This is a genomic window from Rhodococcus sp. NPDC003382 (assembly GCF_053589135.1).
The window spans coordinates 39,144-50,709 of the sequence record NZ_JBSFRH010000047.1 but is presented as its reverse complement, the minus strand read 5'-3'; the positions used below and the strand labels follow the sequence as shown (position 1 = coordinate 50,709).

Here is an 11,566-nt window from a genome sequence, read left to right as displayed (position 1 = left end):
GGTGTGGGACACGGTCGAGCCCGCAACATCGCACGATGGTGTGGTGGGTAGCCGTGAGGGACGTGGATCTTCACCGCCTGCCACGCCAGTGGCAGAAAGTATCAGATTTACGTAGACGCTTCCGGGGACTCGATGCCGAGTACGTTGACGGAGAACCGGAATCCGGTCATGTGTTCCAGCGTGGCGCACGCATGTCCCGCGCGCCAGAATCGTTTGCCGGTACGTACGATGGCCGACGGGCACCGAACGGACGTGGACAGGAGTGGATCGTGGGCGCGTTGTGGCACGGATTTGCCGACATGGGCGCGATCGAACGCGACGGAGCGTTCGTCGTCGCTCGCGGTGAGGGCGCCTACATCTGGGACGACGCCGGCACCCGCTACCTGGACGCGACCGCGGGCCTGTGGTTCGCGAACATCGGGCACGGCCGCACCGAGATCGGCGAGGCCGTGGCCGCGCAGCTCGCAAAGGTCGCGCACTACTCGAACTTCGGGGATCTCGCGCTCGAGCCGACGGTCGCGCTCGCCGAACGACTCTCCGCGATCGCGCCCGTCCCGGACAGCAAGATCTTCTTCACCTCCGGCGGCTCCGATTCGATCGACACCGCCGCGAAACTGGCCCGCCGCTACTGGCAGGAGATGGGCCGGTCCACCAAGACGCTGCTCGTCGGACGGCAGAAGGCGTATCACGGCATGCACATCGGTGGCACGTCGCTGGCCGGGATCCCCGTCAACGGCGAGGGCTACGGGCAGTTGTGGGACGACACCGCGACGGTGCCGTGGGACGACGCGAAGGCGCTGCTCGAGCTCATCGAGTCCGTCGGTGCGGACACGATCGCCGCGTTCTTCGCCGAACCGATCATCGGCGCCGGTGGGGTGTACCTGCCGCCGGAGGGCTACCTCACCGAGATCCGTGACATCTGCCGCGACCACGACATCCTGTTCGTCGTCGACGAGGTGGTCACCGGATTCGGCCGCATCGGTGGATCGTGGTTCGCGTCGTCACGGTTCGATCTGCAGCCCGACATCATGACCACCGCAAAGGGTCTGACGTCCGGCTACCTGCCGATGGGCGCCGTGTTCGTCGCTCCGCGGGTGGCCGAGCCGTTCTTCGCCGGTGGGGTGTGGTGGCGCCACGGCTACACCTACGGCGGACACGCGGGGTCGGCCGCGGCGGCCCTGGCGAACCTCGACATCCTCGAGAACGAAGGGCTGCTCGACGAGGCCGCGCGGCTCGAGACCACATTGCACACCAAGCTCGCACCGCTCGCGGATCACCCCCGCGTGGCGGAGATCCGCAGCGGTCTCGGTGCGGTCGCCGCGGTTCAGCTCGCCGACCCGACCGAGGCGCCGGGATTCGTGAAGGCGCTGCGCGCACAAGGTATTTCGGGTCGCGCGGCGGGTCAGGGTGCGATGCAGATCTCGCCGGCGTTCGTCATGACCGACGAGCAGGTCCAGGATCTCGTCGACGGATTCGCGGTCGCACTCGGCTGACCTGCCCCAGGGCCGATCCGTCAGCGGCGGCGAAGCAGCCGGCGCAGTGCCCGGCGCAGCCGGGTGACCGGTGTCGCCGGAATCTCCGTCAGCGGTACCTCGCCCGCGGAGTCGTGCGCGGCCGTCGCCTGCGCATACCGCTCGTGCAGCACCGAGCGCACCTCGTCCGGCGTGTAACCCCGCCGCTTGCGTTCGGCACGCACCGCGACCGCGCCGGTCGCCGCGACGCCGACCACACCGGCCAGTCCGACCAGCTTCCACCACTGCCTGCCCCGAAGTGCCATGGCCCCGACCCTAAGGGACGACGATGTCTGTCGTCCGGCCCACCCGCCTACCCGGCCACCCCGGCCGGACCGGTCGCGGGAGCCGGTCACCGTGGCATGGAAGGCTGTCGGGCATGGAGCACAGCGCGACACGATCCCGGATCACGCTCGACGAGGCGGTGGCGATCACACGCACCGGTGACCTGTGGATCTTCCGGGGCAGCAGCGGAGCCGACCGTGCGATCCAGGCGTTGACGAACGCGCCGGTCAATCACGTCGGGATGGCGGTCGTCCTCGATGACCTGCCGCCGCTGATGTGGCACGCCGAGCTCGGAAAGAGCCTGCCCGACATGTGGACCGGCCGGCACCAGCGCGGCGTGCAGTTGCACGATCTGCGCGGTGCGGTGCAGGTGTGGAGCGCCCGGTACGGGCAGCGGGGCTGGCTCCGGCAGATCTCCACGCAGATCAGCCCGGAGCAGGAGGACCAGTTGCTGCGGTCGATCGCGCGGCTCGACGGCACGCCGTTCCCGTCCACCGCGAAACTGACGGGCCGCTGGTTCGCCGGTCGCCTGCCGCGGCTCCGGAAGCCGTCGGACGTGGGCATCGAGAGCGCCTACTGCGCCGAGGTCGTCGGTATGACGATGGAGGAGATGGGGCTGCTCGAACAGCGGCGGCGGGGCAGCAACTGGTACGACCCGGGTCGGTTCTGGAGCGGGGACCGCCTTCCGCTGGCACCCGGAGTCGAGTTCGGGAGGGAAATCGAGGTCCTCCTCAGCGAGGAGGATCTCGCGGCCGGGCGGCGGTCAGCGGGCGAGGGAGCGTGACTCGCAGCGTTCGACGCGACCGCCGACCTCGACGCGCCCGTCCGACAGCCAGCCCGTCCGGATCCGCGATCCGCGTCCCTGGGTGATGTCGAGGTCCCGGCCGAGGTGGGCGGTGAGCCGGACCGCGGCGGCTCCGGTCGCCTCGTCCTCGGGAATGCCGAACGCGGGTGCGAACATCCGCGCCCGGACGGTTCCGGCCGTTTCCCCGGTCCAGGCCCACACGTACCACTCGGCTGCATCGGCGAAGTCGCCGGAGCTGCACCGGTCCACGTCTTCTGGGGCCGGCCGCTGATCGAGTACGAACGGCGGTGCCCAGTCCGCACGCGCACCCACCCAGGTGACATCCCCGTCGTAGCGCACCGCGACCGGCCCGGCCGGGACCTCGAGGGTGTCGATCGGGGTTCCGCGATCGCGGAGCCACCAGGACAATCCGACCGTGGGGTGACCGGCGAACGGAAGTTCCTTCGCGGGAGTGAAGATTCGGGCCTGGGCGCGCGTCCCGCCGGGTCCGGGCGGTCGGACGAAGATCGTCTCGCTGTAGCCGAGTTCGGCCGCGATCCGCTGGCGGTCGGCGGCGTCGACGTCCTGGTCGAGCACGATGCCGAGTGGGTTGCCGTGTTCTCCGCGGTCGTCGGTGAAGACCCGGACGACGCCGACCTGAATCGTCATGGAGGAAACAGTAACCCCCGGTGTATTCGTTCGTCGCGACCAAGTCTAAAGGGAAATCTATCGGTCGGGATATACTCATAGGCGTGTCCGATCAGCAGTATCAGCCGACCCTGTCGCAGCTCCGTGCCTTCGTCGCGGTTGCGACCCACCGTCACTTCGGGACGGCGGCTGCCCGCCTGCACGTGAGCCAGCCGACGCTGTCCCAGGGTCTCGCGGCCCTGGAATCCGGTCTCGGCGTGCAGTTGATCGAACGCAGCACCCGCCGCGTGCTGGTGACTCCGGACGGTGCGCGCCTCCTGAGCCAGGCCAAGGCCATCGTCGACGCGGCCGACGGGTTCGTCGCCGCTGCCGCGGGCGTCACCGATCCGCTGACCGGACCACTGCGTCTCGGCCTGATTCCCACCGTGGCGCCCTACGTGCTGCCGACGCTGCTGCCCGAACTGCGGACCCGCATGCCGTCGCTGTCGTTGCACGTCATCGAGGACCAGACGGCCCGGCTGCTCGAGTCGCTGCGCGCCGGGACCCTCGACGTCGCGGTGCTCGCGCTACCGTCCGGATCGACCGGCCTGATCGAGATACCGCTCTACGCCGAGGACTTCGTGCTCGTCGTCCCCCCGGACCACGCGCTCGCCGGTCGGGACGACGTACCGCTGACCGTGCTCGACGAACTCCCGCTGCTGCTCCTCGACGAGGGGCACTGCCTTCGGGACCAGACTCTGGACCTGTGCCGCTCCGTGGACGCGCATCCGCTCTCCGGCGACACCCGGGCGACCTCGCTCGCCACGGTCGTGCGCTGCGTCGCCGGCGGACTCGGCGTCACGCTCATTCCGGCGTCGTCGGTCGCGGTCGAGTGCGCCACCGGCGATCTCGCGGTCGCGCGGTTCGCCGAACCGGTTCCGGGCCGCACGATCGGCCTCGTGTTCCGTTCGTCGAGCGGGCGCGCCGAGGACTATCGCGCGCTCGCCGATGTGCTTCGGGAGGTTGCCCCGGAGGGGGTCCGGTAGCGAGGCGCCGGAGCGCTCCCTTCTGCCGAACAGCTGCGGTCCGGCGGCGCGGGGGAGCACCATGGCGGCATGTCACGCCCCGAGATCGGTCTGCAGGTGTTCGTGCTCGACACTCCCGACCCGCGCGGTCTGGCCGCGTTCTACGCCGCGCTGCTGGGCTGGGAACTCGATTCCGACGCCACCGACGACGACTGGGTTCAGCTGCGGGCACCGGCCGGAGGGGGACTGGCGTTCCAGCGGGCACCCGGACACGTCCCGCCGAGTTGGCCCGCCGAGACCGTACCCCTGCGTGCCCACCTCGACCTGCAGGTCACCGACCTCGAGGCCGCGGAACGCTGGGCGCTGCAGCACGGCGCGGTCCGCGTGATCGGACCGAATCCGAGCCCGACGTTCCGCACCTACCGCGACCCGGGTGGCCATGTGTTCTGCCTCGTCGTCACCGGATGAGCAGACCGGTCACACCGGATCGAACGCGGAGATGAGCCACCTGCCGTCGACCTCGGTCAGCGACACGAGCACGCTGCTCGACATCGCCGTCGGGTCGGGCCTGTCGGCGCTGGTGGTCACCTGATTCGTGAAGACCAGCACGGTGGCCGCATCCGCCTGCAGGTCCGAGACCGCCGCTCGCACCACCGAGGCGGTCGCGGTCACCGACTTCTCGCGCGCGGCCGGCGCGACGACCCGATCGGTGAAATCCGTGTAGTACGCGAGGAAGTCCCCGGTCAGATACGACTTGGCGGTCTCGAGATCCGCGTCGATCGTCTCCGGAGAGTAGGACAGCAGTGCCTCCGATCCGGCGGTGGCAGCATCGAGCGCCGCGCGCGCCACGTCGTCGCCGGTGCGGGCATCCGTCCGGTACAGGCCGACGTACAGCCCCGACGCGACCGCGACGGACACGATCGCGAGAAGCGGCAGCACCGTCCGTCCGGAGACGAGCCGCCGCAGCGTCCCGGCCGGGGTGCTCGCGCGGGCGGCGGAAGGATCCTCGAAGTCGTTGTTCACGGCACGAACTCCACTTTCGACATCTTCAGCCGATCACCGTCACGGATGACGGTCACGCTGAGCCGCCACACCCGCGGCTCCTGATCGGCACCGGCCGCGTTGGTCACCTTCGAGGTCGCGGCGACCAGCACGACCGCGGAGTCGTCGGTCATCGACTCCACCGCGGCCGCGTCGACCGTGCCCTCGGTCGCGACATTCGACTGCTCGATGACGTCGACGAAGTCCTGGGCCCGGTTCCGGAAGTCGTCGTGGAACTCACCGGTCGAGTTGTCGAGGACCCGCTGAACATCGGCGTCGGCGTTGTCGAAATCGAGCGTGGTCAGGGTGACGACACCCTGCCGTGCCGCTGCCTCGAACTCCGCCGCGCGGCGGTCTCGATCGCTCGCCCCGGCGTGATGCCGGAGCATGTAGGCGCAGGCCACGACGGCCGTGCAGATCACCGCGCTCGCGGCCACGGCCGCGAGAGTCCGTCGGCGGCCGCCGGATCCTGTGCACCCAGCGTCGGTCGATACAGCTTCGGTCGATACAGCCTCGGTCCCTTCGCCGGAGTCGTCCGAACCGGCCGTGCGCGCCTGCCGACGAAGGCGCGCGGCGCGAGCGCGAGCTTCGGCTGCGACCGCTTCGGCTTCGGCTTCCTCGGCGGCGAGGAGCAGGGACTCGGCGTCGGTCGACGACGGCGCGCGGTCCGGCATGTGTACCTCCTTGGCTCGAGTACCGGGCTCGCTTCGAGCATCGTGCGATCCTCGGCTCGGCACGGGCGTTCCGCCTGTACGCTTCCGCATTCTCGGGGTCGGCGTCAACGTCCGGCCCCAGGGATGTGTCTCGCCGACATCCCACATGTCAGCACGAAATGATCCGGAACGCACGGGGAATCGCACTCGTGCTGTGATGTGCCACAGTCGGGGACGGTCCCATCGGATACCGGAACGCGCACCGATACGCGAATATTATTGGACAGCAACGTGATCGGGCATGAATCTCGGTGACCGAGATGCGACCGCCCGCCCGGTTCCGTCATTCGGCTGTGGGTGCGTGTCGAAAGTGTCACTGCTGTAGTTCTATTCGTGGGACGTCGGTGTCGAACGAGTGGGCGACCGTCCGGACATGGTCCCTCTGCGAACCGGCCCGCGCAGTGGCCGATGTGCCGCCGGGCGGAGGGTGGTCGAGTTCCGGTCTGTCCGCGCTGCGCCGGCGATGGGCATCGTTGCCGCTTTCGAACGCTCGTAAAGCGTTGTTGCGGGCTATGGTTGGAGCTTCAACCTTGCCCGGGAGCCGGCCTGGTATGCGACCGGGTCGGCTCGGCCGCGGGCGTGACGAGGTGCCGAAACAGTCTCGAATGAGACCCTTGTCACATCTGTCAAACCAACCTACTGTGTGTTTACTAGGTTCTCGGTCCGCAGGGGGTTGCCGTGCCACACCGTTGTCGTGCGACGCGCACGGGGGTGCGCGTGTCGCCGAGGACCGGCGGGGATGCAGTTCGGAAGTACCCGGGACACCGAGGTCGATGGAGTGCGCTGCGTCTGTCGGCAGGCGTCGGACCGTTCGGTCGTCACGGTAATTCGGTCTCGTCAGGCAGAAAGGAACTTCCATGACAGCTCGGCAGTTCGACACGGCTCACCGGAAGGGCTCGGGGGGCGAGGGGTCGGGAGAGAACGGGTCGTCAGGGGAATCCGGAACCGTCGACTCTCGATACCGCCTCGACGTCGTCGCGCTGAACACTGCGGACGTCGTCCGGTTCGCCGGCGGTTGGCTGTTCGATCGCGTCATGGCCGGATGGAACGTCACGGTCTTCGTTCAGGATGCATCGGATCCGCGCCCGTTGCGGATCCTGGGGGTGGGCACGGGTGATCTCGAATCCGTCCTGACGACTCGCCGCAAAGGGTTGTACCCGCACACCGTCGCCGTCGAGGCGGACCTGTACAGCTCGGACACCCGGGTCCGGGACGGGGTCCACGCCGCTCTGGGGCACCACCCCACGGAAGTGACGCTGTGGGGCGATCGCATTCCGCCCGAGCTCGACAGCGAGGTGCGGCTCGTGCAGCACCGCCTGAGTCTGGCTGCGAGGGCGTTCAAGGCCCAGGCGCTCGTCGCGGCAGGCGCGAGCGCAACCGACGTGGCCGCCGCCGAGACGTTCTGCACCGGACGGCTGTCGCGGCCTCGCGTGCGATCGGACCTTCTGCCCGCCGGGTGATTCCCGCCCGCCGCCGTCGCCTCGACCATCTCCGGAGGAGTGGTCGAGGCGACGACGGCAGTGTGCTTGTTCAGTCCGGACGGTTGATCACTGCGGGTCACCGATCTTCGCCGCGTCGCGGCGTACCGTCACCGGCTCCGCGAGACGCTGCTCGTCGCACAGACGCTGGAGCTTCTCGAGCGTTTCGTCGAGGCCGGGACCCAGCTGTGGTCCCGGCGTGAAGGTGGCCGGCAGATTGCGCATGCCCTGGATGACGCCGATCGTCTCGTAGTGGACGGTGCCCTCCGGATCACACCGGTAGTCGGGCATGCGATCGAGGACCGCGGTCACCATCGACTTGAACACCGTGCGCGCCACATTGGACCCGATGCACCGATGGATCCCGAGTCCGAAACTGAAGTGGCGATTGGCCTTGCGGTCCATGATGATTCGGTTCGGCTCGGGGAACAGGGACGGGTCGCGGTTGGCCATCGCCCAGGACAGCCACAGACGCTCACCTTCCTTGAACTCGGTGCCGGCCGCTTCGAAGTCCGCCGCGATCGTGCGTCCGTCACCGGGGGCGGGGGTGAAGTAGCGCAGGAACTCCTCGGTCGCGGAGTCGAGTAGAGAGTCACGTTCGCGGCTGAGTTCGTCGCGCTGTTCGGGATTCTGGGACAACCATTCGAGGGCGTGCGCGGTGAGCGCCGTCGTGGTGTCGAAACCGCCGCCGATGATCAGCCCCAGCATCCCGAGCAGTTCGAGGTCGGGTGCGGGCTCACCGTCGATGCGCAGTTCGAGGAGCGCGTCGACCAGTCCCGGCCGCGGATTCTGGCGGATCTCGTGCATGTTGGTGAGCAGGTCCAGTCCCATCGCCCGGTGCATCTCGGCGACGCGCGGGGCGTCGGGCGAATTCTCCGGTGTGTACACCGCCGCGTGGACCGGTTCGCTGTAGATCGACCACTGCTTCAACGGAATCCCGAGCATCGCCAGGGTCAGCACCGCAGGCACGACATTGGCGAGGTCGTCGACGAAGTCGATGCGGCCCTGCTCGATCTTCTCGTCGAGGCTCGCGCGGACGACCTCGTCGATGAACGGCTTCCACCGCTGCACCGCGGCCGGCGACAGATAGGGATTGAGCACCGAACGGTATTCGCGGTGTTCGGGGTCGTCCATCTCCAGGATGCCGCCGCGCACGAGTGACGCGCGCTGGGCGGTCGGGATCGAGATGCCCTTGTAGCCCTTGCGTTCGTTGTTGATGTCGTGATCGTTCGAGATGTGCGGGCAGCGGGCCAGTTCGAAGACCGCGGCGCTGCCGGCCGCGACCCAGTGGCCGTCGTAGGTGTCCGTCCAGGCGACGGGGCAGGTTTCGTGCATCTCCTGGGTGATCGATTCGAACCGATGCCGGTACTCGGGTGTGTGGCGGTCGAATTGGTATCGGTTCTTCTTGCGATCTTCGTCGGTGACGATGTTCTCGGTGGTCACGGTGTGGCTTCCCTCGGTTGGTCGCGGTTCACGGCGCACGTCTGTTCGGGCGGGGTCAGGAGATGGAGACGGCTTGTTCGGGGCACGATCGTGCCGCCTCGCGCACCTGCTCCTCCTGATCGGCCGGGACCCGGTCGTACACCGCGGACGCGTGACCGTCGATCTCACTCAGTTCGAAGGCGCCCGGGGCGCTCATCGCGCAGAGCGTATGACCCTGGCAGCGTTGCGAATCGACTTTCACCTTCATTGACCTGTCCTTCGAGTTGTCGTGAATCCGTGCCCCGCAGGGGAGATGAGCAGGGGAGATCAGACGTGGTAGTCGTACCACTTGAGGTAGCCGCCGCCGTCCACCCGCAACTGCACACCGGTGACGTAGCGGGCTTCCTCGGAGACGAGGTAGACGATCGCGTTGCTGATGTCCTCGGGTTCGACGTACGGGATGCGCATCGCCTGCTGGACCCCGAAGGCCGGTTCGGCATCCGCGCGGGTCGGGTGCTCGAGGTCGGGACGGAAGGAGCGGTACATCGGCTCGCTCTGCAGCATCGCGGTGTTGCAGTTCGTCGGGTGGACGACGTTCGCGCGGATGCCGCGCGGCGCGAGGTGGGTGGCCAGGTCGTAGACGTAGTGCGTCAGTGCCCGCTTCGAGTGCACGTAGGCCATGCCGCCCAGGTCGGCGCCCGGGTTATCGACCTTCGAGGTGTCCATGAGGGCTGCCGTCGACCCGGTGGCGACGATGGCGGCGCCGTCGCCGAGATGGGGGAGCGACACCTGGATGGCATTGATCGTGCCGATCAGGTTGGTATCGATGACATCGCACCAGGCCTGGATCTGAGGCTCACCCTTCATTCCTGCGACGCCGGCCTGCGCGACGACGATGTCGAGCTTCCCGAACTCGGCGATGCCGGCGTCGAGCGCCGCACGCAACTGCGCCACATCGCGTACATCCGCCTGCGCGGTCACGATTCGGCGTCCGGTCTTCTCGACGAGCCGGGCCGTTTCCTCGAGATCCTCCGGGCGGGCCATCGCGTACCCGATCGTCGGGATGTCCTCGCACAGGTCGACGGCGATGATGTCCGCGCCCTCTTCGGCCAGGCGAACCGCATGGCTCCGGCCCTGTCCGCGCGCGGCGCCGGTGACGAACGCAACCTTGCCTTCAACTCGTCCCACGATCTTTCCCTCCTGTGTCTGTGGTCTCGCGGGCCGTCGGCCGTGGCGCCGGACGGAACCGGAGGATGCTGCTCGGTGTCGGTCGTGTGCCCCGAGAAATGCGGATGTCCGCCGCGCGGTCGTGAAAGGAATCTGTGTGGGGCATGCCCCGGTTGAATCGCCTTTGCCTCGGAACAGAATGATAATTCCGAGTGACGAGAATCATACTCTGCATACGGGAGCTCGGGCAAGGATTCGGACATTCGTCCCCGTCCGGGTTCGGCGGCGGAGTCCGAAATATGGCCGGTCCCACATTCGTTCGCGCAGCGAATGGTCTCGGTGGCGTGGAAGCGGAAGGTCGCGCCGTCGACGGTCGAATGTCTGCGAAAGACCGGATTCCCCGTTCCCCGGAACATTCTTTCCCGTACCCTCGCGGCCGGTGGGGCTCTGCGTCGCGTCCAGGGATCGATGCAGGTGGAATTCGCCTCCGGCGCCGGCGCATGTCAGCGGCGTTGCGGTCTCGGCGATGCGAGGTGCTCCCGAGGTGGTCGGATCGCTGCGAATGTGCGTCCAGGGCGCTCTTCCGAATCGAAAGGGAATCGAATCGATGGTCAACGAACTGACCGGCAAGGTCGCCGTCGTCACCGGTGGAGCATCGGGGATCGGCCGCGCGATCGTCGAGCGGTACGTCGCCGAGGGTGCTCGTGTGGTCGTCGCGGACGTGGAACGTGAGCGCGCAGAGGAGCTGGTCCGAGCCTGTGGCCCGGCGTCGGTGTTCCGGTACACCGACGTCGGGGACGTCGAGCAGGTCGCGGCCACGGTCGAATTCGCGATCGAACGCTTCGGCAAACTCGACGTGATGTGCAACAACGCCGGCATTCCGGGCAAGATGCACAAGAGTTTCCTTCACGACGACCTCGCCGACTTCGGCAGGGTCATGGCAGTGAACCTGCTCGGTGTCATGGCAGGCACTCGGTACGCGGCGTCGTTCATGGCCGAGCACGGCGGCGGGTCGATCGTCAACATGTCCTCGATCGGCGGGATCCAGGCCGGGGGTGGCGTGATGACCTACCGGGCGTCCAAGGCCGCGATCGTCCAGTTCACGAAGTCGGCGGCGATCGAATTGGCGCAGTACGACATCCGTGTCAACTGCATTGCGCCGGGCAGCATACCCACGGCCCTGCTCACCACGTCCATGAGTGCGATGGCCGACGAGCGCAGTGAACGGCTCACGCGCGCAGTTCGTGCCTCGATGCAGACGGATCGGCCGCTCGAACGGGACGGGACCCCGGAGGACGTCGCCGAAGCCGCGCTGTATTTCGCCGGGGATCGCTCGCGTTATCTCACCGGGACGGTGCTTCCCGTCGACGGTGGCACCACCGCGGGAAAACCGTTGCGCAGGAAGCCTGCTCCCGCACCGGCCGCTCCCACGCCGACGTCCTGAGCGGAGACCGGCGGGAATCACGCCTGCGGATCGGCAATTTAAATCAACTGCTTGACTTAACCGTGCCCG

At 68.1% G+C, this 11,566-nt stretch carries 13 protein-coding genes; 6 read left to right on the top strand and 7 right to left on the bottom strand.

All coding sequences use genetic code 11. From position 1 onward, the window contains the following. Window positions 1-299: 299 nt before the first annotated feature. Window positions 300-1,493, top strand: a complete 1,194-nt coding sequence (locus tag ACWDUD_RS25005) for an aminotransferase family protein (RefSeq protein ID WP_450111041.1) — start codon at window positions 300-302, stop codon at window positions 1,491-1,493. A 20-nt stretch (window positions 1,494-1,513) separates the two neighbouring features. Here ACWDUD_RS25005 and ACWDUD_RS25000 read toward each other — a convergent pair whose 3' ends face one another. Next, a complete protein-coding gene (locus tag ACWDUD_RS25000; RefSeq protein ID WP_197254644.1) occupies window positions 1,514-1,777 on the bottom strand; it encodes a hypothetical protein in 264 nt (87 codons plus the stop codon). A 113-nt stretch (window positions 1,778-1,890) separates the two neighbouring features. Between ACWDUD_RS25000 and ACWDUD_RS24995 the strand changes: the two genes are divergently transcribed. Beyond that, window positions 1,891-2,580, top strand: coding sequence for a hypothetical protein (locus tag ACWDUD_RS24995; RefSeq protein WP_248674755.1), 690 nt, complete (start codon window positions 1,891-1,893; stop codon window positions 2,578-2,580). On the opposite strand, the gene ACWDUD_RS24990 is transcribed toward ACWDUD_RS24995, so the two are convergent. Further along, window positions 2,560-3,249, bottom strand: a complete 690-nt coding sequence (locus tag ACWDUD_RS24990) for a PhzF family phenazine biosynthesis protein (RefSeq protein WP_450111038.1) — start codon at window positions 3,247-3,249, stop codon at window positions 2,560-2,562. The two genes, ACWDUD_RS24995 and ACWDUD_RS24990, sit on opposite strands and share 21 nt — an antisense overlap. Window positions 3,250-3,332: 83 nt before the next feature. On the opposite strand from ACWDUD_RS24990, the gene ACWDUD_RS24985 reads away from it, so the two are divergent. Then, window positions 3,333-4,253, top strand: a complete 921-nt coding sequence (locus ACWDUD_RS24985) for a hydrogen peroxide-inducible genes activator (protein WP_197254638.1) — start codon at window positions 3,333-3,335, stop codon at window positions 4,251-4,253. 69 nt (window positions 4,254-4,322) lie between these two features. After that, on the top strand, window positions 4,323-4,700 hold the full coding sequence (locus ACWDUD_RS24980) for a VOC family protein (protein ID WP_450111037.1): 378 nt from the start codon (window positions 4,323-4,325) through the stop codon (window positions 4,698-4,700). A 9-nt stretch (window positions 4,701-4,709) separates the two neighbouring features. On the opposite strand, the gene ACWDUD_RS24975 is transcribed toward ACWDUD_RS24980, so the two are convergent. Beyond that, complete coding sequence (locus ACWDUD_RS24975) at window positions 4,710-5,255, bottom strand: twin-arginine translocation pathway signal (protein WP_450111036.1); 546 nt, start codon at window positions 5,253-5,255, stop codon at window positions 4,710-4,712. Next, window positions 5,252-5,947, bottom strand: a complete 696-nt coding sequence (locus ACWDUD_RS24970) for a hypothetical protein (RefSeq protein WP_450111035.1) — start codon at window positions 5,945-5,947, stop codon at window positions 5,252-5,254. The genes ACWDUD_RS24975 and ACWDUD_RS24970 overlap by 4 nt, the downstream gene beginning before the upstream one ends. Before the next feature lie 896 nt (window positions 5,948-6,843). Here ACWDUD_RS24970 and ACWDUD_RS24965 point away from each other — a divergent pair. Further along, window positions 6,844-7,446: a hypothetical protein gene (locus tag ACWDUD_RS24965; protein WP_231611186.1), complete on the top strand. Its 603-nt coding sequence runs from the start codon at window positions 6,844-6,846 to the stop codon at window positions 7,444-7,446. 87 nt (window positions 7,447-7,533) lie between these two features. On the opposite strand, the gene ACWDUD_RS24960 is transcribed toward ACWDUD_RS24965, so the two are convergent. Genes ACWDUD_RS24960 through ACWDUD_RS24950 form a run of 3 tightly spaced genes read right to left on the bottom strand, consistent with a single transcriptional unit; the run spans window position 7,534 to window position 10,074 of the window. After that, on the bottom strand, window positions 7,534-8,907 hold the full coding sequence (locus ACWDUD_RS24960) for a cytochrome P450 (RefSeq protein ID WP_450111034.1): 1,374 nt from the start codon (window positions 8,905-8,907) through the stop codon (window positions 7,534-7,536). 55 nt (window positions 8,908-8,962) lie between these two features. Next, window positions 8,963-9,154 carry a ferredoxin gene (locus tag ACWDUD_RS24955; RefSeq protein ID WP_197254630.1) on the bottom strand — a complete coding sequence of 64 codons (192 nt, stop codon included), beginning with the start codon at window positions 9,152-9,154 and terminating at the stop codon, window positions 8,963-8,965. Between the two features lie 59 nt (window positions 9,155-9,213). Further along, window positions 9,214-10,074: a mycofactocin-coupled SDR family oxidoreductase gene (locus ACWDUD_RS24950; protein WP_450111033.1), complete on the bottom strand. Its 861-nt coding sequence runs from the start codon at window positions 10,072-10,074 to the stop codon at window positions 9,214-9,216. Window positions 10,075-10,660: 586 nt separating this feature from the next. Here ACWDUD_RS24950 and ACWDUD_RS24945 point away from each other — a divergent pair. After that, on the top strand, window positions 10,661-11,497 hold the full coding sequence (locus ACWDUD_RS24945; protein WP_450111032.1) for an SDR family NAD(P)-dependent oxidoreductase: 837 nt from the start codon (window positions 10,661-10,663) through the stop codon (window positions 11,495-11,497). Window positions 11,498-11,566: the final 69 nt, after the last annotated feature.